Below are 25,579 nucleotides of genomic sequence, written 5' to 3' on the forward strand. Positions count from 1 at the left end.
CCCGAACAGCGCGACGGCCGGGCCGAGTCTTTCGATCCGGCCGTCGCGCCGCTCAGCGTTCGTCCGTGCTGGTGATCAGTTCCACGGTGCCGGTCCCCGATTCGCCGAACCGGTTCGGGCGCGACGCGAATCCGTCCGGGGTGCCGCTGGCCCGGCCCCGAAGCGCGACCGCCACGCCGTCGTTGGCGGTGGAACGGCGACGTCCGTTGGCTGATTGGCCATCGGCGTTCTCGGCGGCGCCGGGCCGCAGGGTCCCGGCGGTTCCGGTGCTCATGCCGTGCGGCGTCATCGGCGGCACCATCCCGCCCGCACCGCCCCGTGCCGAACCGCTCGACGCGCCCTCGGGTTCCACACTGCCCCGCCTTGCCGCCGTAGAACGCAAGGCGGGCATCGCACCGAGTCCCGCGCCCGCCGCGCCGAGCGCGCCGAACGGCAACCCCGAGGCCACCGGCGCGGAGCCAGCCGGAGAAAGTCCCGGTGCCCCGCCGAGCGCACCACCCAGGTCTCCCGGCGACAGCGAGCCCGGACCCAGTCCGGCGAGCGAAAGCCCTTGTCCCGACTGCCAATCCTGCGGGTTCAAACTCAGGCCGTGCGCGTTCGCGGCTCCGGTCAGACCGCTGGTGAGCTTCGACAGATCCGGCGAAGTGCCGCCGCTCCCGCCGCCGATTCCCGCTGCCTGGGCGAGACTCTGCACCTCGGTCAGCAAGTTCACCGCCGCGTCCGCCGTCTTCACCGCGTCCGCCGAAGAGATGTTGAAGTTGGGAATCAGGTCCGCCGGGTTCGTCACGCCCGCGGCCCCGCACACCGCGAGCATCGCGCCGTCGTACTGCGCGCCGAGTTCGTTCATCGCCGTCGCGGAGCTTTGCCAGGCCTGCAAAGCGAGTTCCCACGTGAGCGGGTTCATTCGGGTCGCCGCGTACTCGGCGTAGAAGCCTTCGACCAGGCCCTGGGTCACCGGCAGGGTGTCCGCCAGCGCGTTGAGGTGGGTGGAGACCTGCGACGCGGCGATCCGGTCGCTCCACGTCGTCAGGTCCGCGATGGACCGGCCGACTTTGGCCTCGAAGGAATCCGCGGCCTTGTCCTGCCAGCCGGCCAAGGTCACGGTCCCAGCGTTGCGCCGCAGTTCCGCGGCGGCGGTCTGGCTCCAGGCATGCACCTCTGACCACATCGTCGCCGCGGAGCGCAGAGTCGGGATGTGCGCCTGTTCGGCGTCGATCATCGCCTTGTGGAAATCGGGAAGCAGCAGGTTGTAGGGGATCACCGGTCAACTCCTCTTCAGACGGATTCCGGGGCGGACGGATGCGCGGGCGAGGCTCCGCCGGTGCCAGTGCCAGTGCCGGTGCTGGTTCCGGTTCCGGTTCCGGTGCCCGGCGTTTTCCCGTTGCCGGAGCCGGAGAACTGCTTGAGGACGCCGATCCCCTTGTCCGCCAGCTTCATCGTGGACGTCGCCAGGTCGATGCTGTTGATCAGGTCGGTCGCCTTGTACTGCGCGGCGGCGGCCTTGACCTTCGCCGAAATGGTCGTCATGTCCTCGCTGGTGTTGCCGATGTAGGCGCTGACCACGCCGGTCGCGGCCTTGTCCAGCACGGCCATCAGGATTCCCTCGACCGTGCCGAACGGGCTGACCCCTTCCCCCAGCCGGGCCAGCGACGCGGGCGGGGCCGGGGCGCGGGTCTGCGCGGAGAACGCCGCCATCGCCTCGGGGTCCCCCTTGATGAAGGATGCGTCGGACATCTTTCCCCTCCTCAGGTTCGGTAACTGCGTGCCGGGCCGGCGCCGCCGACCTGCCACAACTCTTCGTCGAGCACTTCGACCGGCTCCGCGCGCTCGACCGGCGGCGGTTTCTTCGGAGCCTTCGCCGGGGCGGGTTTGCGGCGGCGCTTGCCCTCGGTCTCCCGTCCGGACAGCACCACCCCGGTTTTGCCGTCGGTCTTGCGCGAGCGGACCGCGTTGACGTGTTCAGCCGCCCCCGGCCGGATGCCGCCGGAGCCGGAACTTCCCCGCCCGGCCCCGGATTGCGGCGGATACATCGGCGGCATGCCGCTGCTGCCGGTGGTTCCGGCACCGGCCGCCGTCGCCGTCCCGGCGGGTGCGGCTCCGGCGGAAAGCCCGGACTGCGCGCCGACCGGCGAGACAGTGCCGCTCAGCCCCGCGGCTGCCCCGGCCGGACCGACGCCGCCCCCTCCGGTTCCGGTCCCCGCTCCCCCGCCGACCGCGCCAGCGAGCCCGGGCAAACCGGAATCCGGTTGCGGCACCGAGGAAAGGTCCGCGGGCTGGTACAGGTCGGCCGGGTCGAACGCGGTGCTCAGCGGATCGGGCACCTGCGCGGGATGTCCCCCGGCGCCTCCCGCGTTCTTCGCCAGGTCGAGCAGCTTGCTCGCCACGTCCTCCGCGTTCTTCGCGGTGACCAGCGGCGATTCGGGCGAGTTCTCGGCCGGGTCCTTCGCCGGGTCGGTCGCCGGGTCTTCGGGACCGGGCGCGTCCTGCGGGGAAGGGCTTTCCTGCGGGTTCGCCGCCGGATCGCCGCCGCCGTTGCCCGGCACGGCCGGTCCCGGCTGGTCCGAAGGGGAGAGCAAAGCCGCCTTCGGGTCGTCGCCCGCCATCTGCCTGCCGGGAGCGGCGAGCAGTTGCGAGTTCACCTTCTGGTAGAAGGGAACCAGTGCGTCCAGTTTGTCGGCGACCTCATTGCGCGCCCGCTCCACGTCGTCCTTGGACGCGTCAGCGGGCAAGTTGGCCACCTTGCCGTCCGCGAAGTCCCGCGCGTTGCGGATCTCTTTGATCAGGTCGGAGATCGCCCCGGTGATCTGAGTGGTGGTCGTGCTGGTCGTGAGCGGGCCGCCCGATTCGGGGCCGCCGGCCATCTTGTCGGTCCAGGACAGCGCCACCTGCACCACTTTGAGCGCCTCGGCGTCGAAGACGCTGCCCGCGAAGTCCTTCCAGCCAGCGCCGAGATCGAGGCGCATTCCGTCCAATTCGGACGCTCGGGCCGCCAGCCAAGGCCGGATCTTGTCCCACATCGCCGAAGCTGCGTCGAGCAAAGGCACGTGCTGCTCGCACTCCGCCACGATCAGGGCGCGGAGGTCGCCGAGCTGCATGCTGCGGTAGTCGGTCATGCCGGTCGCCCGCTTCCTACTGCTGGTGCCCGGACGTGAGCGAGGGCAGCACCGCGGGCAGGCCCTCGCCGGTCATCTTGCCGAACGCCGTACGGGTGTAGTCGTCGAAAGCGGCTCTCGCGAGTTCGTTCTTGGCGGTTTCGTCGGTGAACTGGTAGTTCTGCGCCGCGCGGTGGGCGAAAATCGCCAGCGCGTTGACGGTCTCCTTGAACTGGGTGATGAACCGGTATAGCCGATCGGTGGTCGTGCTGTCGGCGTCCAGCACGGACTCGTGGCCGTTGATCATGCTGGCGCACCCGCCGCCGCCCCGTCCGGTCACCTCGTCCGGGACCGCCATGCGCGCCAGGTTCGCCGCGTTCTCGGCGAACCGCTCCATGGCGGCCGGGACGCCCGCCATTCTGTCCGGTGGTGCCATCGCGCTCTCCCGCTTCCGCTCGTCTGTCCACAGTGGTCTTTCCGGCCGGTCTTCCCGGTCACGCCCGGGGCGGCGACCAGGCCAGCTGCACCAATCCCTTGTTCCCGCGCCGGTCGACCAGCCAGCCCCGGCCGGGAGGCAGCACCTGCGCGCGCATCCCGCCGAGCAGCGGGCCCTCGTCCCGGTCGCCGGACATCAGCACGCCGGCCGCGCCGACCTCGCGCATGCGGTTGAGGACCGGTTCGTAGAGGCCCTTGCCCGCGCCGCCGGTGCGGCGGGCGAGCACGATCCGCAGGCCGATGTCGCCCGCCTGCGCGGCCAGCGGCAGCAACGGCATGAGCGGGTGGTCCTTGTGCGTGGCGACCATGTCGTAGTCGTCGACGAGCACGAAGATCTCCGCGCCCTGCCACCAGTTCTTCGCCCGCAGCTGCTCGGGCGTGACGTCCGGACCGGGCAGCCGCCGCGACAGCCGGGTGACCACCTCGTTCATCAGCGCGATGCTGTGCGCGTCGTTGGTGCCGGTGCCGAGCAGGTACTCGTCGGGGATTTCGCCGAGCAGCCCGCGCCGGTGGTCGATCAGCACGATCCGCGCCTGCTCCGGCGTATACGCCGCGCAGATGCGGCGGGCCACCGTGCGCAGGAACGAGGTCTTGCCGGACTGGGTGTCGGCCAGCACGAAGAAATGCGGATCGTTGGCGAAATCCAGCCGCAGCGGCGAAAGGTCGTGCTCGTGGACGCCGATCGCGAGCCCGGCGTCGTCTCCGCTCAGCTCGTCGGCGGCGGGAAGTTCGTCGTAGGCCAGCACGCCGGGCAGCAGCCGAACCGGCGGGGCCGCCGCGCCGGGCCACGCGTCCGCGATCGCCGCGACCAGCCCGGCGATCCCCTCGGGCAGGTCGTCGGAGCCGTGCCCGCCGTCGATGCGCGGCAGCGCGATCAGCATCTGGTGCTTGCTCGCCGACAGTCCCCGGCCGGGCCGGTCGGCGGGCACGCCCATCGCCGCGCGCCGGTCGATGATCGAATCGATCGGGTCGCTGATCTTCAGCTCCAGCCTGCTGGCGAACAGGTCGCGCACGTTCATCCGCAGGTCGAACGACCGGGAGCACGCGGCGACTACGTGCACCCCGTAGGCGAGACCGCGCGCGGCGATGTCGCTGACCAGATCCTCCTGCTGGTCGAAGTCGTTGCGCAGGGTCAGCCAGCCGTCGATCACGAGGAACACGTCGCCGTGCGGGTCGTCCGGGAACTCGCCCGCGGCCTTGCGCTTGCGGAACGTCGCGACGCTGTCGATCTTGTGCTCGGCGAACAACCTCTCCCGCTGGGCGAGCAACGAGGCGACCTCGGAAACCGTGCGGCGGACCGCACCGGCGTCCAGCCGCCCGGCCACCCCGGCCAGATGCGGCAGCCCTTCCAGCGACGAGAGCGTCCCGCCGCCGAAGTCGAGACAGTAGAACTGCGTTTCGCGGGGCGTGTGCGTGAGCGCGAGGCTGAGGATCAGGGTGCGCAGGGCGGTGCTCTTGCCGGTCCGCGGGCCGCCGACGACCACGACGTGTCCCGCAGCGCCGGACAGGTCCAGGCTCAGCGGATCGCGCCGCTGCTCGTAGGGCCGGTCCACCAGGCCGAGAACCGGGCGCAGGGCGCCGGCCAATTCGGTCGAGTTGGCGGTCAGCCCGCGTTCGCGGTGCGCGACCAGGTCCGGCAGCAGTTCGTCCAGCGACGGCGATTCGTCCAGCGGCGGCAGCCACACCTGGTGCGCGGGCGTGCCGCGGCCGACCAGCCGGTCGACCATGATGTCCAGCAGCGTCTCCCCGACCGCGGCCTCGGGCTCCGGCTCGGGTTCGGCGGCGTCCCCGGCGTCGATCGCGGGCGCGTGGTAGGCGGTGGTGTATTCGTGCAGCACCAGGTCCTCCGGCGGGCTGACCGGGCCGCCGGACGGGCTGACCCGGCGGTGCACGCCGGAGACGTAGGCCGAGCGGAACCGGACCATCGATTCCGTGCCCACCTTGAGGAATCCGTTGCCCGGCGCGCGCGGCAGCTTGAACGCGTCCGGCACGCCGAGCACCGCCCGGCTCTCCATCTCGGAGAAGGTCCGCAGGCCGATCCGGTAGGACAGATGGCCCTCCAGCCCGCGCAGCCGTCCCTCGTCCAGCCGCTGCGAGGCGAGCAGCAGGTGCACGCCGAGCGACCGGCCCAACCGTCCGATTTGGACGAACATGTCGATGAAATCCGGCTTGGCGGACAGGAGTTCGGAGAATTCGTCGCAGATGACCAGCAGCGTGGGCACCTCCGGCAGCGGGGCTCCGGCCTGGCGGGCCTTCTCGTAGTCGCGCAGCGAGGAGAAGTTCCCGGCCGCGCGCAGCAGTTCCTGGCGCCGGATCAGCTCGCCGTTGATCGCGTCGGTCATCCGGTCGACCAGGTGCAGTTCCTCGGCGAGGTTGGTGATCACCGCGCTGGTGTGCGGGAGCTTGTCGAGCCGGGTGAAGGTCGCGCCGCCCTTGAAGTCGATCAGCGCGAAGTTCAGCGAACTCGGCGGATGCGTGATCGCCAGTGCCAGCACGAGCGTCCGCAGCAGCTCGGACTTGCCGGAGCCGGTCGCCCCGATCAGCAGCCCGTGCGGGCCCATGCCCTCCTGCGCCGACTCTTTCAGGTCGAGGTCGATCGGGGCGCCGTCCTCCTGGATCCCGAACCGGATCCGCAGCCGGTCGCGGTTCGGACGTGGCACCCAAGTGTCCTCCGGCGAAAGGTCGTAGGGATCGCCCAGTCCCAGCAGTTCGGCGAGACCGAGTTCGGAACTCAGCGGCGCGTCGCGGATCCCCGAGCTGAGCCGCAGGGGCGCGAGCTGGCGCGCGAGTCCTTCGGCCGCGGCTGCGTCCAGGAAATCCGCCTCGCCGAGCGGTGCTTCGCCGTCCGCGGTCCGGCTGGAGAGCGCGCCGTCGGCCCCGACCGACAGCACCACGGCGGTCCGCGCGGGAACCCGCGGCGGCGGAGTCGTCAGGTCGAACACCGTGACGCCTTCCACGCCGCCGCCGGTCATCAGGTGGTCCGACCCGGCGACCTCGCCGCCGTCCAGCACCACGACCAGGTACGGCCCGGGCACGCTGACCTGCTGGTCGGGATCGAACCGCGGCCGGGAGCCGAGCTCCTCCTCCAGCATCGACTCCAGCGCCGACACCGCCGGGACGACCAGCCGCAGCGGGCCGAGCGCGTCGGAACGGGCCGGATGCAGCGCGTGCGGAAGCCATTTCAGCCATTCCCAGTCGGCGCGGCGGTCCTCGCTCGCGCACACCGCGACGCGCAGATCGTCGGGCGACTGCAATGCGGCGAGCTGGGCCAGCACGGCACGCAGCATGCCGAGCGCCGCGACGCGGTCCCCGCGCACGTGGATCCGGCTGAATCCGTTGACCGCGATCGCCAGCGGCAGCCCGTCGACCGTGCGATGGGCGGCGAGGAACCGGCGCAACGCCAGCGCGGACAGCGGTTCGAGCTCTTCGAGCGGCAGGGTGTCCGGTGCGACGAGTGCGAGCGCCGGGCTCTGCCTGCCGCGGCCGATCCGGGCCACGGCGAAATCCTCGTCGTCCTTGCGCCGCTCCCACAGCCGGTAGCTCGCCGCGAGCGACCACAGCGCCGCCGGCTCCGGGTGGAGGTAGTCCATGGCCGTGCGCTGGCGGCGCACCGCCCGGCGCAGCCGCACCCGGTGCTGTGCCAGGTGCCGCAGGTATTTCCGCCGGGCCTGGCCCATTTCCCGTTTGCTCGGGCCGCCGCTCTGCAGCAGGCCGGTGAAGATCATCCCGAGCATGCCGACGCCCATCAGCCCGTACACCGCGAAGCGGAGCGAGCCGCCGAGGTTGCCCGAGTACAGCAGCAGCGTCGACGCCATCATGGCCAGCATCGGCAGCACGGTGAACACCTGCGCCCACTGCCGTCCCGGCGGGGCCGGGATCGCCGGAGGCGGCTGCAGCATCAGCTCGCCGGCCGGCATCTCCGGGGCCGGTTTCCGCGCGGGCCGCTTGACCAGGACTGTCGCCATGGCCCCGATCTTGCGCGCCCGGAGGGCTTTCCGGGCGGCCGTGGCAGGAACGTGCCGCGGGGCCGGTATCGCCCGCCGGAAGAACTAGCGTCGGAAAAGCCGGGAGGGGCCGGGAAACCTGGGCGCTCCCGCCAAAAGAGAACGGAGGGACTCGTGACCGGGTTCAATTTCATGAACGGCGATCCCACGCAGATGCGCGGGATCGCGGACAACTGGCGCAGCCTCTACGAGGAGGTAGCGAACCGCAACACCAGCCTCAACGCCGGGAACACCGGGCTGGAAGGCGTCTGGAAGGGCGCGGGCGGGCGGATGTTCCAGGGGATCGAGCCGGACCGGTACGGCCAGAACCAGCGGCTGACCGCCACCGGCCACGGACTCGCCGACACCATGACGACGTCGGCGAACAAGTATTTCGAGAACGACGCGGACAACGGCCGCGCGCTGAGCGCGACCGGCGATTTCCAGATCGACTCCGGGTCGTTCGGTTCCGCCTTCGGCGCCGTCTGAGCCGCCGCAGAAGCAGAAGGGAGACCACAGTGACCGACCAGATCCTGATGTATTTCGACCAGGTCCAGGGCCAGGCGCAGGAGATTTTCAAGACCGCGGGCCAGGACTCGACCTCGTTCGGCGACGTCTACCAGCGCGCGAAGGACGCGTTCTCGAGCATCCTGACCGACGGCAACGGGCACGAGATGGACGCCGCGATGGGCCAGAAGTTCAAGCTGGACAACGAGTACAACGACCGGGCTCAGCTGATGGGCCGCGCCACCGCCGACTCGGTGGACCGGTCGCGCGACTGCGTGCAAGGCTGCGCCGCCTCGTGGCAGGCGTGATCCGCACCGAGCCGAACCGGAAAGCGCGCCCCGTCCGTGAACGGGGCGCGCTTTCTTGTGTCCGGAAAGGACTGTCCGATCAGGACGGTCCGAGCAGCGAGACCTGATCCGGCAGCTCCGCGGCGAGCGGCTCGGCGGGCAAAGCCGCGGCTCGTCCCGCGCGCCATCCCCGGCGGCCGCCCCGGCGCACGACGACCACGGTCAGTACCACCAGCGCCAACGCCCCGGCGCCGCCGAAGGCCAGCCAGGTCGCGGCCGTGGCCGTGTCCCGCTCCCACTCGGCGTGCGCGACCGCGGCCTGATCCACCGGAGCCGGGTGGTACGCCGGGACCCGCGCCGGCGACGCGAGGTTCATCCCGTCGGTGACCGCGCGATACGGGTTGACCAGACCGGCCCCGTAGGCGTCGCTGGATTGCCCGCCCCTGGCCGGGCTGGCGGTGGCTTGCAGCCGCCGGATCACCTCCGGCGCGGACAGATTCGGCCAGGCCGCGCGCACCAGGGCCGCGGTCCCGGCGACGAACGGAGTGGCGAAGCTGGTCCCGTCGTCATAAGCGTGTCCGTCCACTCTGGTCGCGGCCAGCACCTTCACCCCCGGCGCGACGATTCCGACGTACGGCCCGATCTGCGAACTGGACGCCCGCGCCCCGTCGATGTCCACCGCGCCCACGCCGAGCACCCCGGGATACGCCGCGGGATACGACGGGAGGTCCCCCGACGCGTTCTGCTGCGCGTTGCCCGCCGCGGCGACCACCACGACGTCGCTGGCCACGGCGTAGGCGACCGCTTCGCGGATCGCCGGGAAGTCGGCGGTCCCGGACATCGACAGGTTCAGCACGCGCGCGCCCTGCTCGACCGCGTAGACGATGCCGTTCGCGACGGTTTGCGGATTGATCCGCTGGATCTGGCCCTGGTCGGTGAGGTCCTGGTCGCTGACCCGCACCGGCAGCACCGCCGCGTCCGGGGCGACGCCGCGGAAACCGACGCCGGGCAGCGCGTCCGCCGCGACGATGCTCGCCACGGCGGTGCCGTGCGAATCGCAGTCGAAGGAGCCGGAAAGGCCCTGTCCCGCCACGAAATCCCGGCCCGGCAGCACCTTTCCGGCACGGCGCAGCTGCGGGTGGTCGGCGTCCACACCGGAATCCACCACCGCCACCACCACTCCGCCCCCGCGCGTGTACCGCCACGCCGACTCCGGCGCGAGCATCTGCTGTGCCCAGGGCTGAGCGGTGATCTCGGGGTGTGCTGGCTGCGCATTGGCACAGGCCGCCGCGGGCGGGGCGGCCCGCGCCGCTCCCCCGCCGAGCACGAACTGGAACGACGCCACGGCGAGCACGGCGGCGACGGAAGCCTTGCGGTGTCGGGTCACCCTCGCGATAGTGCGGCACTTCTCGCCCTTTCCCGGCTCCGTGGCCGCTACCGGTCACCGCCCGCCACAACCGCGCGCGCGACCCCAAACTGGCTTCCGGAAGCGAAGGAGGACCGGCATGGACACGCCACTGCACCTGAACATGTACGAGGAATACCGGCGCCTGGCCGCCGACATCCGGGCCGCCCAGGCGCAGGCGGCCGAAGTCCGCGCCGAAGCCTCTTCCGACGACGACCTCGTCACCGCGGTCGCGAACGGTTCCGGCGAACTCGTTGAACTGCGCCTGGACTCCCGGATCTACCGGACCCCGGATTCCGCCCAGCTGGCCGCCGACATCACCGCGGTCGTGCACCGGGCCGCGGAACTCGCCCGGCAGGAGGCGTTCTCGATCCTGTCCGCGTTCCTGTCCCCCGACGCCAGCCCGGAGACGGCGGACTTGCGCGCCGATCCGATGCTGCACGAACTCGACCGCCAGCTCGCCGGGAGGGACCGCTGATGGCCCCGCCGGAGAAACCCGCCCCCGGCGAGCACCTTGTCGATCGCACCAGCCCCGGCGGGTACGCCGGGATGTACCCGGACGCCACCGAACAGGTGTTCCGCGCGCTGGCGCAGCTGCGGCAGACCTATCACGACACCCTCACCGGCATCCGGAGCGACCTGCAACAGGAGTACCGCGTCGGCAACGGGGCGACCGGCGAGGCGTTCATGGCTTCCTACCGCGACTGGGCCAAGGGCCTGGACCGGAACGCGCAGCTGGCCTCGCTCGGCCTCGCGCATCTCACCGACCAGGCGGTCGGGCAGATCGCCGACTACCGCGCCGCGGACGCGAAGAACGCCGCCGCGCTGCGTTCCTCCCAGACCGGGCAGTAGGCGAGCGATGGCCGACGGCGACGTCCAGGAACCCACTGAGGAACTGTGGATCCGGGTCAAATCCGACTGGCTTTCGCGGCACGCCGGGTGGATCGACGCGATCTGGCCGCTGGACAGCGAATCCGACGCGCGGAAACTGGCCGACGTCTGGGACCGTTTGCGGGACGCGCTCACCGCACTGCACGACCAAGCGGCCCCGCACGCCGAGAGCCTGCACGACACCTGGACCGACCTCGCGGGCGTTTCCGCGTATGTCGCGTTGCACCAGTTCTTCGACGGTTCCACCGACAGCGAGGGATTGCTTCAGCTCGCCGGGCATTGCCACGAACTGGCCGAAGCCTGCCGCGAGTACGCGAAGGACCTCGCGGACATCAAAGGCGAGATCGTCGCGGAAATCGCGATCAACGTCGCGCTTTTCGCCCTGTCCACGGCGATCGCCGGACCGGCGGGCGAGGCGGCTTTCGTCGCGAGGCTCACCGCCCAGATCGTGGCCAGGGTCGCCGCGTTCGCCGAAAAGATCGCCGCCGCCAGCCGGGCGGCGAGGCTGGGCGTGGGCGCACTCAAGTTCGCCGGCGAGGCGGCGCTGAACGCCGGGCGCGGGGCCGTCGGCGGCGGGGTGGGCAACGCGCTGGGCCAGGAGCTGAGCTCGTTGCGCGGGTACGGCGACTTCGACAAGGACAAGTTCGACCACGCGTGGCAGGCGGGCCTGATCGGCGGGGCGCTGGGGCACGCGGCGAACCGCACGCTGGGGAAGGCCGTCACCGACACCTCGGCCAAGGCACTCGCGAAACTGCCGAAGATGTCCGAGGACGCCGCCAAGCAGCTCGGTTCGGTCGCTGGCGCGAGCGTATCCGGAGCCGTCACCGGCGCGGGCACGAACTACATCCTCGATCGCCCCATGGACCAAGGCGCGATCGCAGGCGCCGCGCGGGGCGGAATGCACGCGCTCGACGCCAACGGGATGAAGAACGTCTACGAGCGGGTGACCGGGAACCAGCATCCGACCATCCGCGATCTGATCCGGCCTCACCAGCCGACGCCGCCCGACGGCGGTCCGCCGAACACCCCGATGCCACCGCCGGGCGACGGCTTCCCCGCGCCGCACTCCCCGTCCGCCGGGGAAGCACGCGGCGCGGCCGAACAGTCCTCCGGCACGGCCCAGCACACTGAGGCGCACAGCTCCGCCGAACAGCAGGCCGCGGCCCAGCGCGCCGAAGTACCCCTCGCCGAACGGGCCACTGGTACAACCGGCATTCATCCCGGCGCGGGCCTGGCCCCGAGAGTCGACGCGGGCGGAACGCCGGGCGCGGAGGTGACGAACCTTGTCCGGTCGCCGTCGTCGGCACCGGCACAGCTGCCGCCGTCGACGCGATCCTCGCCCCTCGCCCCGCACTCGCCCGCCAGCCCGGCCCGGTCCGACACGCCTGCCTCAACACCGGCCAGGGAGGCTGCCGCGGGCGGCGGGACCAAGGAAGCCCCTCCGGCGAAGGACAGTGCGCCCGCACCGGAGAAGGCTGCTCCGGCGCGCACGGACGAGTCTGTTTCCGAGGCCGCGAAGAAGTCGTCCGATGCTGCGGAGTCCGAAGCGGGAAAGGTAGTCGACCTGAACGCGCGGCGGAATGCCGACGCCGCCGTGGGAGCGAAGGCAGTCGAGGCCGCTGGGACGAAGAAGGCTCCGGAGAATCCGCCTCCGGACGAGCCACCCGGGACGGTTCAGCGGCCGGACGGACCAGCCGGTCCGGTGCGGGATTCAGGAGGGTCCGGCGCGGCTCGTCGGGCAGCCGAGCCGGTGGAAGCCCCCACGCCCGCGCAGAGCCAGAAAGACGCGCCGCGAACGGCAGGATCGGCGGATGAGGGTGCCCGAACGACGCGCACTTCTGCCGCAGCACGCCACAGCGAGCCCATGCCGCTCCGGACCGCCCGCTCGGCGGGCGACGGCGCCCAGCCGACGAAAACCGCAGCGGCCCACGACGAACCGGTGCCGCAACGAACGGCAGGATCGCCGGAAAGCGGTGCCCGGCCGACGAAAACCACCACCGCGACTCACAGCGAACCCTCCCCCCTCCGAACCGTCCGGTCCGCAGACAACAGTGCTCAGCCCGCAAAAACCGCTGCGACCCCCGGCGAGCCCGCGCCCCAGCGAACCGAGGCCGCGGGTCGCGACAAGACCGCACCGGCCGAGCTCAAGGACTTCCGGCCCAAAGAGACATTCGCCGGGCGGGCCAAGAGGCTCCTGCTGTCCGAGCCCGAAGCGAAACTCGCGGAACTGTCCGAGCGCGCCGCCTACGCGCGCGACCGCGGCATCGGCTGGCTCGGCGACTACCTGCTCGGTTCGCTCGGCGGCCACCCCGCCGGGCCGCGGCCGGGCGATCGGTGGTTCGACGTCGAGACCCGGCGGAACGAAGCCGAGCTCGCCGAAGTCCTCGGGCGATTGCGCGAGCTCGGGTACTCGCTGCCGGATCTGGCGGAGCTGGGCGTCGCGTCCCGCCATCTCGCGCTGGCCGACCGAATGGTGCACCAGGAGCTCACCGACGCGGAACTCAAACAGGCACTCGTGGCTCGGAGCAATCTGTCCGCCGCCGAAGGGCGTCCCGCTCGCACGGCGTTCGAAGAAGTGTTCTCGAGGACCGGCGATCTGCTGGCCGAGGCCAACGGGCTGGAAGCCAGAGCACACGAAGCAATAGCCCGCGAAGCGACAGCGAAGGCCGAGACTCCCGAGCCGCCGCCTGAGCCGGTTGTCTTCACGTTGCTGCACGGCGAGGGCGTCTCGGGCGGAGAAGCGAATGCCCGGGCGGTGTTGAGCCTGGTTCCCGTCAACGCCGGGGAGAGCGAAGCTTTGGCGGTCGGGAACCGGCCCGCCAGTGCTGAGCCGGAGACCGCCGGAGCGCATTTGCCAGAAGGTGCGGGCACGATCTCTCCGGACCGGGTCCGGGCGCTCCCCGATCTGTGGGACAACTACCGCGTGCAGGCCCGTTCCGGCGGGCTGTCCGCGCACCTGCAATTCCTGCACGACGCCCAAACCGGGAACCTGGACGCCGCCGCGAGCCGTGACTTCCGGCTGGCGTTGCGCGACTGGCTGGCCGAGGTGCCGACCCCGGAGGAAAGCGGGCTGCGCACCCGGTTCCGCGCCGCCTTCGACGAGTTGAGCGCGGTCCCGGAGCACCCCCGCACCGAACCGCGAGAACCAGTCCGGACCGAGCCGACGCTTCCCCGGGCGAGGCTCGGACTGCCGGTGAGTTTCGCCGAAAGCCTGCTCGGCCCGGTCGTCGGCCCGGTGCCCGCGGTCATCACGGATCCGGTGAGGCCGCGGATCGGGTTCCCCGCGCGACCGCCGATCCGGACCGAGCCGGTCCCGGGTCCCGGCGATCCTCGTCAGAACCGGGTGGGCGACCCGGTGCCGGTTCGCGTGGGGGATCCGCGACACCAACCGGCGCCAAGCGACCCGCGTCCCGCCGCACCGGTGCCGAGCAGCCCGTTCCGCGAGGGTGACGTCACCGTCCCGTACCTGCCGCCGGACTTCCCCGGCCGCAGCGACCAACCCGGATTCGTGCCGGATGTGCGTTACCCACTGGCCGACGCACCGGAAGTGCCGCCTGTCGTTCCCGCCGCTTTCCCTTACCCCGCCGACAAAACCAAGGCGCGACCGGTCCGCGAGTACACCGAGGTCGTACCGCTGCGGCACGGCTACCCCGGCGAGGCGAAGCCGTTGCCGCCGGTTCCGGACGAAGACGCCGACGAGCGCTTCGACCTGCCGCGCGAGGTCCGCGAGCAGCTCACCGAGCAAGAACTGGCCGACCTGTGGGCGCTGGTCCGCGCCACCGGCGCCCGCCCGGGCGACATTCTCCGCTGGATCGTCGACAAGGTGCTCTACGACCGGGTGCGCAAGGCGGGCCGCGGGCTGCCGCATCAGGACGCGAGTCTCGCGGACAAACTCCGGTTCCTCGCCACGGAACGGGAAGCGGACCGGCACCTCGTCGGCGACCGGCTCGCGGAACTCGCTGGCAGGCCGCGGGCACGCGTTCAGGTCGCCGAAGAAGAGGAAACCACCGGCGACGGCGCAGCGAGCATCTATCTGCGTCACGGCGTCCTCACCACGTTGTCGTTCGCCTACGCCGAATTCGCCAAGCGCCGCGAACTGCTGGACCGCATCGAGGCGCTGCTCGAGCTGGCGAGGTCCGCCGCGGCCGACAGTCCGGAGCTCGCCGAACACGCTTACGAACTGGCGTTGAAGCTGATCCAGGAGTACCTGGACCTGGTCAGCCCGGATCTGGGTTTCCTCCACGCGCTGAGCCTGTCCGACGACGCGGAGCGGGCCGCGCTCGGCTTCGGCGGCGCCACGGATTTCCAGCCTCGCGGACAGGTCTACGACCACGGCGAAACCATCGGGCTGGCCGAGTTCTCCTTCGCGCACGCCGACGGCGGACGGCGGAACGTCGTCGTGGCCCGGCTGCGCGGCCTCGGCTCCGCCGACCGGGAACGGCTGATCAAGAACGCGCGACGGTATCTGCGGAGCCAGCGACCCGGGGAGAACAAGCCTTACCTCGTCCTCAGCGGGAACTGGCGCGACGCCAGCGAGGCAGACCTCGCCGATCTCACCGGCAATTTGCGGGACATGGGCTTCGCCGCCGTCCTGCACAGCGACCGCACCCGGCCCGCCGGAGAACCGCGGATCACCGCGCTGCACCTCGACGACACAGTGCGCGCCGCACCCGAGCGCGCGGAGAAACCCTGGCTGGGCAAGGTCTTCGCGGAGCTGTGGGAAGCCGCGGGGCCGGGCGGACAGCCTGGTTTGCGGCAGATCGCGCAGCTTCCCGCGAGCGACGCCGTGGCCGCCCTGGCCGTGCTGCTTCGGCACGGGAGCGCACCTGCCGCGAGGAACACTCATTTCGCCGCGCTGGGACGGGAACTGGCGCGGTTGCCGGAAGACCAGCTTGACGTACTGCGGAACAAGCTGCGCTGGCTCGGCGAATGGATCGACGGGCGGCCGCCCTGGAAACAGGCTTTCGAAGACGCCCAAGGACTGTGGACCGCCTCCGTGCTGCTCGCCGCGATGAACGCCGGAATGTCCGTTGCGGACACCCGGGCCTTCGCCCCGGATTTCACGCCGCTGCACGCGAGCCCTGACGAGGAGGTCGCAGCCGCGGCGGTGCTCACCGAACTGGCCCTGCACGAGACCGGTTTGGGCAACCTGTGGCAGCCCGGCGTCTTCGGCGCGCCACTCCGGCCGGACGGCGATGCGGCCTTCCCCGCGTTCCCGGTGCGGGACGCGACTTCCACCGGATCGGACTATCACGTGGTCGTCGCGAGAGCAGCGAACCTCGACGAGCGCGAGACGGTGCTGACCCGGTTGCGCCGAAACCTGGCCGCGAGCGGCGCGCACAGCCAGTTCGTCGTGCTTACCGGTGAGCTGACGGCCGCGGACCCGGCAGCGCTGGGCGCGCTGTCCCAGCAGTTGCTCGCCGAGGGCTTCGACGCGGTCGCGGTGCACCGCTCCGGCGCGCCGTTCAAAGTCCTTGCCGCGCGGACGAACCTCCTCACCAGCCTGACCGCGCACGCCGTCGGCCCGCTCCGGCCGACGATCGCCCCGGGGCTCGCCGAATGGCTGTCCGGGAAGGCGGCGGCCAGGCACCAGGAGCACGTCGACCTCGCCGAGCAGGCACGGCGCGCGACGGAAGCGACCGAACCGAACGTCCCTGCCGCGCCGCAGCCGCCTGCGAACGTCACCCCATCCCCCGTCGCGCCCCAGGCCTCCGCGAACGTCGCAGCCAACTCCCCCACCGCGCCTCAGCTACCAGCGAACCCCGCAGCCAACTCCCCCACCGCGTCCCAGCCACCAGCGAACCCCGCAGCCAACTCCCCCACCGCGTCCCAGCCACCAGCGAACCCCGCAGCCAACTCCCCCACCGCGTCCCAGCCACCAGCGAACCCCGCCGCCCAGTCCCCCACCAGACCCCAACCACCGTCCACCGTCGTCCAGCCCGGCGCGGAGGAAGCGGCGCCACCGCTCACCGCCGCCATCGAGATCCACACCCCGCTGAGCACGATCGCCGCGGCCCGGCAGCGTCCGGCCGCCGAGGAAATCGCCCGGCGCATGCTCCCCGCCGCGGCAGTCGCGGCCGGGGCACGCGTTGTCGAGAACGGCCCGTTTCCCCCGCCGTCGGACGACACCGTGTTCCTCGACCAGTCCGGGACCGTGTTCGCCTTCCAGGTCATCCCCACCCCGAACCTCGGGTACTCGCCGCGCAACCCGATCACCTTCCAGGTTTTCCGGGAGCCCGGGGCCGGGCATCCGCTGCCGCTGGTCGTCCTCCGGCTGCCCGACTGGCTGCCCGCGAACGTGGCCGTCCTTCCGATGGCCCACGCGATGGCAACCGGGGCGGCGCAGATCGCGGCCCATCGGCGCGGCGAGCCGGATTCCCCGCCGGAGCAACAGTTCTGGCACGACCGGTTCCCGGGCCCCGCCCCGACGCCCACGCCGACCGACCTCGGCTACCTCGCCCAGGTCGCCGCGCTCGGCGCGGAACTCGAGCGGGACGGGACGGGGTGGCGCGACCGGCGACGGATGCGCGCGCACCTGGCGCGGCTGCTGTCCTACCTCGGCATGGCCAGCGACGACCCTTACTCCATCGTGCGGCTGTCCGCGCTCGCTGCCTATCGGGCGCGCGCGGAAGGCATCGACCGCGCGCTGGCGGTGGCTGACCGGTACCGTCCGGCCAAGGCAGTCGAGGGCTACCGCGTCACCCAATGGCCGGTCGCGGACCCCGCCGTCGAAATCGGCCACCGCCTTCCCTCGGACGCCAAAGCGCGCCGCTTCGACCATGCGCAGGCGGTCGAAGCGGCGATCCGCGAGCAGATCGGAAAAGCCGCCGAACGGACCGGGGTCCTGCTGGTGCCCGCCGGACCGGACCTCCGCTACGACGTGTTCCACGACGGGCGGCAGCTCTTCACCGCGACGTTCCACGTGCTGCCCGGCACCACGCTCGAATCGACCGGGGTTTCCGTGCACCCGGGCGCCCGACAGCTGTCCGGTTACCTCCCGGCCCGGCTGCGGCCAAGCGACGTCGAAGAGATCGTCGGCGCGGCACTCGCTTTCGGCACGCGTTACTTCCGCACCGCGACCTGCGAACCGGGAACGCTGCGCCCGGACACCGACAAGGACCGGCTGCCCGAAGGCCCCGCGGACCGCGCGCTGGAAGCCCGGCTCGAAGTGCTCAGCGACCGGATCGCCGCGGCTCCGCGCTGGCGTCCGAGGCACCGGAACCAGTTGATCGCCCAGCTGCGCAAGCTGCTCGAAAACGCGGGGCTGGAAAAGCAATTGCCGGACTACTCCTACCGCGTCGAGGCGCTCGGGGCCAAAGCGCGTGCCGTCGTGGACACCTTCGCCGTGGAGCGGAAAGACACCGCTTACCCGACCAAGGCGTTCACCATCGCGACCACCGTCGTGTTCGAGCAGCCCGCCACCGCGGCGATGACTGTCGCGCTTTCGATGTCCGGCTTCGCGAGCGGGCACCCCGGAAACGGCATCGGCTATCTCGTGTTCGGCGCGACGTCGGCGGTGCTGGGCGCGGCGATGACCCGGCGTTACGACATCGCCAGCGACAAACAGGCCGCGTTGAAGAAGAAGTACGACGAGATCCGCGCGAACGCCGACCATGGCCGGAATCAGCACGAACTGGTCAGCAGCTGGCACGAAGCGAGCTTCGGCGCCGAGCTGCCGAGCACTGGCGTGCCGGCCCCGGCGCAGCTCGAAAGCGACGCACCGGACATCGCCCTGCCGCTGCGCACCCGGATCGTCCGGTTCAGCACCCCGCCGGCGGTCGCGCTGGGAGCCGCCGCCGCGGTCGGGTTCCCGCTGGACATCGCGACCGGTTCGTTCTTCGCGCTCGTCACGACCGGGCTGGGCACCGCGGTGTTCCGGCCGCTCGCGGAGGGATACAGCCGGCGGCGGCGCAAGGGCGCCGAGCTGGCGGCGCACGACGCGATCCGGCGCCTGCTGCACGAGTACACCCTCGAAGACGCCAAAGAGCTGTACCGGCAGCTGGCTCACGCCCGCTCCGCGATCGAAAACCTGCTGGCCGAAGGCGTCATCCCGGACGACTCGCTCGCCGAGCTGAGCCCGCCGCCCACCCGGCGCGCGGAGGTGGATTTCGCCGAGCACGTCAGCGGGCTGAACCTGATGGACGCCGTCGCGAGCTTCCTGCCCTATCTGCCCGACCTGTACAAGATCACCCACCCGAGCCTCCAGCCGCTCAAGGCCCTGCTCGACCACTTCACCCCGCAGCAGGTCCTGGCCGCCGTGGACCTCGCCAAGCTGGGGGTCGCCGGCTGGATCTCCGCCTTGGCGGACAACCACCTCGCGGCGGGCGAGGTGCGCAACAAGCTCACCCGGATCGCGATGCGCATGCGCGCCGAACGCGAAATCCAGCTGCCGGTGCGGATCCGCGACCGGGATCTGCTGCTGCGGGCGCTGGTGGGCGACGCGCTCGCCGCGGTGGGAACCGGGAACGCGCGGCCGGGCATCGGCCCGGCGCGCGCCGCCGAGCTGGAGCGGGCGCTCGCCAAGATCCGTTCGAAGCCCCCGTTGCTGCCGACGCCGGTATCCCGCAAGGCGGCGGTTTCCCGGCTGCGGTACGCGGCCGTCATCACCACGAAATCGGTCACCGCGGGAGGGTTCACGGTCGGTTTGAGCGTGCTCGCCGGGGTGCCCGCGACGTCCGTGTGGGGCGCGGTGGCGGCCGCTGTCGCCGGTCTGCTCGCGGTCGTCGGCAAGCCCTACTACCGGATCCGCGAAATCCTGACCGACGACCGGGCGGGCACTCCGGTCGAGCAGCAGAGCGATCGCGACGCGGCGGCCAACGGCCACGTGATCCGGCTCTTGTTCGAGATCGCCGGGAAACAGCAAGGCGAACAGCCGGTGCTGCCCGCGGTGACGCCGCTTTCCGAATTCGAGCCGCTGACCTTCACCGAGGAAAGCCTGCGATCCGGGAAGTGGTCGACGGAACTGCGGGAGAAGCTGGACGCCCTCGACCGCGCGGTCGAGAACGAGCTGGGGCACTGGGGTTTCCGCCCGACGCTGGAACGCCGCCAGGCCTTGCTGCGCGACGAACTGCCCCGGCTGTCCGCCCGGGCGAGGGCGCAGCTGACGGCGTACGAAGGCAGCGAGCACGGCTTCCTCGCCAACCACCTGGACGCGACGCTGCGAGAGTATCTGCGCACCGGAGAGGGAGATTTCGCCGCGCACGTGGCAGAAGTGGTGCGGCAGCACGAAACCGCGGACGCGGCCCTGCTTCGCGGCCTGATTTCCGCTGTGCGGCAGCACGAAGGCACGGGAAACCTCGCCGCGCGGCTCGGCGAGCTGGTGCGGGAGCACGCCCGCAGCCGCCAGCTCGCCGACCGGATGACCGGGCTGCTCGATTCGCGTCCCCGGGAAGAGGAAATCGCCGCGTACGTGAAGCTTCTGGCGCACTGGCACGAAAACGACGGCGACGGACGGCTCGCCCGCCAGGTGCGCGAGGTGCTGCGCCAACCGCCCGAGCGGCTCCCCGGCGAGCTGCTCCGGTTGCTGCTCCCGTTCGAGCACGAACGCACCCGGGCCGCCCGGTTCGCCGTGGCCGCGATCCGGGAGCTCAACGGGCTCCTCGACGAATACCAGGCCGCGAGCGACCCGATGCGGTTCGCCCGCCTCGAACCCCCGGCCGCCGAGCTGCCCGAACCGGAGTACCGAAGCCCCGGCCAGGTGCTCGCGGGCGATCTCGACGGCCGCCCGGCCCCCGCCCGGACCGTGCTCGGGCTGCGCTTCCTCGCCGACGTCCTGCCCGAAGGCTGGGCGAAGCGCGCGTGGACCTGGAGCTCCGGGCAGCTCGGCGAGGCCAGGAAGGCGGTGGAACTGGAGCTGTGGTTCAGGAAGAAGAACGGGAAGTACACGCTGCCCGCCGTCACCGCCGACACCGCGCCCGCCTCCGTGCTCACCCCGTTGCTGCGCGAAGAAGTGCCGCTGCTGCGGGAAGTCAACCCGCACTACCGCTCCGTCCGCCTCGACCGCTACCGGTACCGGTCCAACTGCGTGTCCGCCACGAGCGCTTTCTTCCACCGGATGGCGGGCTGGGACACCACCGCCGTGCCCGCCGGGGCGGAGCCGGAGACGCTGGCCGCGCTCTGGGAGCGGCTCGGCGGAACGTGGGAGGCTTACGGCAGCGAGTACGACCGGCTCATCGCCGCGCTCTCCGGCCGCAAAGGATTCGTCGGCGCGGTCGCGGTCCGCTCGCTCAGCGACGACGGCACGATCGCGCGGCACGTGAGCGCGGTGGTCGTCAGCGAACGCACCGGCGTGCCGATCTTCGCCGACCCGATGACCGGGTACGCCACGAAGCTGCCGCTGCGGGCGCTGGAGATCCATCTGCTCCCGGTCGACCTCGCCGCGCTGCGGTCGACGGACCCGGTCGTCCTGCCGCCCGCCGGGCTCCATCCGGTCCGGCCGGCCGAGCGCACCGAGGGCTATTACGGGAAACGGCTGCGTGCGGTCTACGACGTGCTGCGGCAGTCGCCCCAGTTCGCCGGGAAGAACCTTCCGCCGCTGCCCGCCGAACAGCAGAGCCCGCCGGTGCACGTCCTCACGCATCCGGTGTTCCACCTATGGCGGCGATCGCCGTACGCGCGGGCGAGCCGGACGCACGCACTCCCCGCGATCGAGGCCGGGACCGTGTCGAAGGCGCAGGAGGCCCGTTTCGTGCGGGAGGCGCAACCCGGCTACGACCGGCCGGACCCGAATGCCTACGGCGTCGCCTGGAACCCCGACGGGACCGTGAACCAGAGCTACCTCGCGTACTGGTTCGGCGGATTCTGGTTCCACAGCCACGATTCCTATGACAGCGTCATCATCGCGATGGCAGAACGGCCGCTCGGTGCCAGGGCGCTGCTGCAGATCGTGACGGCCGACGCTTACGACAACGAATACCACCAGCTCTGCTGGGTCGCGCACGGTCCCTACGGCATCGCGTTCTTCGACCGGCTGGAAGGGAGACTCCTGCGCCTGCCCGAATATCCGGCCCGCCTGGCCCTGCTTCCGTTCACCGACGCCTTCCTGCCCTGGCCCGACGCGCCGCCGGAGTACCAGCCCGCGGCGGGCAAGCTTTACGTGCCGGACCCACCGGCTCCGGGCGTCGACCTGCGCCGCCCGTACCGCGAACCGCGAGCGACCCCCGCGCCCGGTCCGATGTGGACACCGGGGCACCGGGACCTCGCCCGGGATCCGCTGTCGGCCGGGGTGGACGAGGGACGCGGGGTCAAGTTCTCGACGCCCGGCCCGCGCCGCCCGCTCCGGCCGCCGACGCGCCAGGCCCCGCATCCGGCCGGACCGGCACCGGAACCGGCGCAGCTGCCCGAGGTCTTCGACAGAGCGCCCCGGCCCGAGGCCGAACCGGCGGAGAACGTCATCCTGGCCGAGGCGGTGGCGGAGGTCGAAGCCCGCGGTCCGGAGGCGGTCCTGCGCGAGGACGCGCTCGCTCCGCCGCCCCGGCCGCTCGAACCGACTCCCGCCCAAGCCCAGACGCTCGAGTTGATCCAGGAAAACGCCAGTGATCCCCCGCCAGCTGGGCCGCCCGGCGAGGTCGCCGGAGTCGTCGAATGGCTGGCCCGGGAAACCTGCGGCACCGCCGGGCCCGGCTCGGTCCGGTTCGACCGCGTCTCCTGGCTTTACCAGGCTTTGGAGGTGCTGCGGCGGGACGGACCGACCCGGATCACCGGCCTCGAGGACGGATTCGCCGCGCCCGAACCCACCGGGCACCGCGAGATCCGGGTTTCCCTCCGCCTGCCCGACGGCCGCCCGGCCGAGCTCCGGCTCGGGCTGACCGCGATCGACGAGGTCGCCGGGACCGCGCGAGCGCTGGGCAATTTCGCCCGTGCCGTCGAGGAAGCCACGCCGAGCACCCCGCGCGACGAAGCAGTCGCGGCCGTCCTGCGGCGACGGCAGCGCGAACTCTTCGAGCAAGCCTTGCGTCGCGGACTGCCCGCACCGCCGCCCGCGGAACCGGAGTCCTTCGCGGACCCGGACGAAGCGGCGCTGGCCGCCGCCGAGATCGTGAGCCACGTCGAGTTCGGCGACAACCTCGCCAGCGCCAACGAAACCCATTGGCTGACCTACGCCGACGGTTCGCAAGCCATCTACAAGCCCGCGTCGGGCGAATCCCGCTCGCTCGCCGTGCCAATTCCCGTTGGCGGGCAGGGCCTGCGGGAGAACGCGATGTACCGGCTGGCGCGAGCTGCCGGGTCGGACGTCGTGCCGGTCACCGCGTATATCGATGGCCCGCGCGGCCCCGGTTCCGCGCAGCGCCGGATCGAAGGCCTCTCCCCCGCGCTCGACGACGTCTCGGCCTATCCTCGCGCGCAGCAGCAGGAAATGGCGTACCTGGGCTATGTCGGGGCCAGCTCCGACTGCAAGGCCCTGTCCAAGGACGGGAACGTCGTCGCGATCGACAACGGGCAGAATTTCCCGGACTACGCCGACGATCTCATCGGGATCAACTCGCCGTTCGTGGCGGCCTGGCTGGACCGGCCGCTCGACGCCGACGTGCTGGAGCGCATCCGCGCGATCGATCCCGGGTGGCTGGTGCGGATGCTGCGTGCGAGCGGGATGAGCGAGCACGCCGCCGACGAGGCGCGCGAACGACACGAAGAAGTCCAGCGGCTCGGCCGGATCGGCGGGCAGCAGTGGTCCGGCCGGATCTGGAACGGCCGCAACGGATTGGCGAGGGATTACCGGTGACCAGCGAAGGAACGACAGTGCGCAGCTCAGACGCCGAGGCCGCGGCAGCGAAGGTCGAGCAATGGCTGCGCACCGGCACCCCGGTCGACCTGACTGCGGGCGAGCACGCCGTGCGCGTCGACCGCGAGCACGTGCTGCGCGTCCCCGAAGGCTGGTACGTGCCCTACGACTCGGCCCGCGCGCTGGACACCGGCGACTGGCTCGCGGCCCTGGTCCCGCAGCCCGCGCTCGTGGTCCGCGAAGACGGCTCCCTGCGGCGGCCCGACCTCAGCCCGGACGGGCGGCTGCCGAGTTCGCCGGTCCCGGCGGCCGGGGAGGCCGACTGGCGCGAGGTCCTGGAGCCCGAGTTCGAACACAGCGGCGTCGCCTACCTCGGCGTGCCGGCGGAAGCAGTCCTCGCCTGGCGCGAGTACGCCGACGGCGTGCCGACCGGCGAGATCCGGCTCAACCCCGGCTACCGGCAGGGACCGGAACGGCTCGGGTACCCGCCCGCGGAAACGCCGCTGGAATACCTGCTCGGCTGCGCGGAAACCGGCCGCTACGACCGGTCCCGCTACCTCGCCGGGCTGCTCAGCGCCGAGGTGCTCGTGCCGCTCGACCCCGGCCGCGGGCTGCCGCTGGAGCAGCAGTGGGAGGACGACCGGACGATCCTGCGGGTGTACAGCTCACGGCGCAGGCTGCCGGTCGGCACGGCGCAGTGGCTCCGCGCCGACGTGCTGTCGGTCCTCGAAGACTTCCCCGGCGCCGGTCTGCGGATCAACCCCGGATCGTTCCCGGCCGACCGGCTCACCGCCGCGGAATTGGCCCAGGCTCGCCGCGACTGGCCGGACTTGCGCCCGGCTCCGCGCGTCGTCGAGGTCTCGCCCGAGCACTCGGCGCGGGCGGTCGGCGAGCGGTTCGGCTTGACGCAGCCGTTGGCCGGACTGCCGGAGGCGGTGGCGAAAGCCCGGGCGGCCGGATTCGAACTGTCCGAAGAGGAATGCGAACGGTTCGTCGTCGGCCGGGCTTGGGAGCGGCACAACGGCGCGCGTCCCGGCGACCTCGACGCGGCACCGGGGCAGGACTGGCCCGAAGACCTCGCCGCCCACGGGCTGACCGCAGGTTACGACGCGCAAGGCCGTATCCGGCCGCACGCCACGGGTTCGGGCAAGTTCTTCCGGCAGGACGCGGACGGCGTGCGCTTCCAATGGCACCGGATCGCGGGCGCGTTCCTCGGGTTCGCCCTCGGGGAATCCCTCGGGCTGGCCGTGGACCGGTCACCGGTCGCCGAGATCGACGGCGAACCGGCGCGAATCGGGCCACTCGGGCCGCTGACCGCGCAATTGCTGTTCCATACCGATGGCTTGTTGCGAGCGCTGCCCGGCACCCCGGACCTGCGCGAAACTGGCGCTCGCGCCCAACGCCGTTGGCAGGACACGGAAATCGAGGACGGCTGGCTGACTCGGGTCGAGGCGCTGCGCTCCCGGGTCCCCGTCGCCCCCGCTTCGGCGGACGACGTCAGCTTCCTCGTTCCAGGCCTGGCCGCCGCGCTGTGCGGAGGCGGACCCGACACCGGCCCACACACCGCGGCGGAAGCGGGCCGTCTGCTCGCCGCGGGTGCGGGCGCCGACGAACCCACCGCGGACGCCGCCGCGGCGGTCGCCGAACTGTTCGCCCGGCTGTTCCAGCGCGCCGACCCGGTCTGGCCCCCGCACGTGCACGTCGAGCAAATGCTGGCCGCCGGGTCAGTGTCCGGCCCGGTCGCCGGAGCACTGGCGAGCGCCGCCCGCGCGCGGATCGAGCTGATCCGGGCTGACCACGAGGAACTCGACGCGCTCGGCACCGGGCAGGCCGCCGCGGACGCGGTCGGCCGGAGCATGACCGCGGTCTTCCGCCGCTTCTTCGACCCACGCTGGACTTTGGCGTCGGCGATCCGCCACTCCGGCCGCAGCGCGATCACCGGCGCGCTGGCGGGTGCGGCGCTCGGTGCGCGGTACGGGATGCCCGGGCTGCCCGCCGAGTCGCTGCTCCAGCTCGAATCACGCGATCTCGTGGAAACCGTTGCGGGTGACGCTTTCTGGCACTTCTCCGCGCACCCGCCGCACGCGGATCCCCGGCACGCCGCGCAGTGGGAAGCCCGCTATCCGCGAGAAACCTGCTGATCGATCAGTCCCCGCGGCCAGCAGGCGCAGACTGGCCGCGGGACTGAGCGGTCAGCC

At 71.8% G+C, this 25,579-nt stretch carries 12 protein-coding genes; 6 read left to right on the top strand and 6 right to left on the bottom strand.

What is annotated here, in order from left to right:
* Positions 1–52: 52 nt before the first annotated feature.
* The 5 genes from ACZ63D_RS28855 to eccCa are packed head-to-tail and all read right to left on the bottom strand — an operon-like array spanning position 53 to position 7,552.
* Positions 53–1,261, bottom strand: a complete 1,209-nt coding sequence (locus tag ACZ63D_RS28855; RefSeq protein ID WP_465357500.1) for a hypothetical protein — start codon at positions 1,259–1,261, stop codon at positions 53–55.
* A gap of 14 nt (positions 1,262–1,275) precedes the next feature.
* Positions 1,276–1,734 (bottom strand): hypothetical protein, encoded by a 459-nt coding sequence (locus ACZ63D_RS28860; protein ID WP_465357501.1) that lies wholly within the window; start codon positions 1,732–1,734, stop codon positions 1,276–1,278.
* An 11-nt stretch (positions 1,735–1,745) separates the two neighbouring features.
* Positions 1,746–3,113, bottom strand: coding sequence for a hypothetical protein (locus ACZ63D_RS28865; protein WP_465357502.1), 1,368 nt, complete (start codon positions 3,111–3,113; stop codon positions 1,746–1,748).
* 16 nt (positions 3,114–3,129) lie between these two features.
* On the bottom strand, positions 3,130–3,528 hold the full coding sequence (locus ACZ63D_RS28870; protein ID WP_465357503.1) for a hypothetical protein: 399 nt from the start codon (positions 3,526–3,528) through the stop codon (positions 3,130–3,132).
* A gap of 58 nt (positions 3,529–3,586) precedes the next feature.
* Complete coding sequence (gene eccCa, locus ACZ63D_RS28875; protein ID WP_465357504.1) at positions 3,587–7,552, bottom strand: type VII secretion protein EccCa; 3,966 nt, start codon at positions 7,550–7,552, stop codon at positions 3,587–3,589.
* 153 nt (positions 7,553–7,705) lie between these two features.
* Here eccCa and ACZ63D_RS28880 point away from each other — a divergent pair, with 153 nt between their 5' ends.
* On the top strand, positions 7,706–8,059 hold the full coding sequence (locus ACZ63D_RS28880; RefSeq protein ID WP_465357505.1) for a WXG100 family type VII secretion target: 354 nt from the start codon (positions 7,706–7,708) through the stop codon (positions 8,057–8,059).
* Positions 8,060–8,088: 29 nt separating this feature from the next.
* Positions 8,089–8,385 (top strand): hypothetical protein, encoded by a 297-nt coding sequence (locus ACZ63D_RS28885; protein ID WP_465357506.1) that lies wholly within the window; start codon positions 8,089–8,091, stop codon positions 8,383–8,385.
* Between the two features lie 79 nt (positions 8,386–8,464).
* Here the strand turns inward: ACZ63D_RS28885 and mycP are convergent, their stop codons facing one another.
* The gene (mycP, locus tag ACZ63D_RS28890; protein ID WP_465357507.1) at positions 8,465–9,751 is read right to left on the bottom strand and encodes a type VII secretion-associated serine protease mycosin; all 1,287 of its coding nucleotides are present in this window, start codon (positions 9,749–9,751) and stop codon (positions 8,465–8,467) included.
* Positions 9,752–9,869: 118 nt separating this feature from the next.
* On the opposite strand from mycP, the gene ACZ63D_RS28895 reads away from it, so the two are divergent.
* From ACZ63D_RS28895 to ACZ63D_RS28910, 4 genes are read left to right on the top strand one after another with little or no spacing between them, the layout of a single operon-like run.
* Positions 9,870–10,247, top strand: a complete 378-nt coding sequence (locus ACZ63D_RS28895; protein WP_465357508.1) for a YbaB/EbfC family nucleoid-associated protein — start codon at positions 9,870–9,872, stop codon at positions 10,245–10,247.
* Entirely contained in the window at positions 10,247–10,621 is a 375-nt protein-coding gene (locus tag ACZ63D_RS28900; protein ID WP_465357509.1) for a hypothetical protein, read from the top strand. The genes ACZ63D_RS28895 and ACZ63D_RS28900 overlap by 1 nt, the downstream gene beginning before the upstream one ends.
* 7 nt (positions 10,622–10,628) lie before the next feature.
* Positions 10,629–23,381: a WXG100-like domain-containing protein gene (locus ACZ63D_RS28905; protein WP_465357823.1), complete on the top strand. Its 12,753-nt coding sequence runs from the start codon at positions 10,629–10,631 to the stop codon at positions 23,379–23,381.
* Positions 23,378–25,522, top strand: a complete 2,145-nt coding sequence (locus tag ACZ63D_RS28910) for a YrhB domain-containing protein (protein ID WP_465357510.1) — start codon at positions 23,378–23,380, stop codon at positions 25,520–25,522. The genes ACZ63D_RS28905 and ACZ63D_RS28910 overlap by 4 nt, the downstream gene beginning before the upstream one ends.
* Positions 25,523–25,579 lie beyond the last annotated feature (57 nt).

Source organism: Amycolatopsis sp. NPDC104775, from assembly GCF_055583325.1.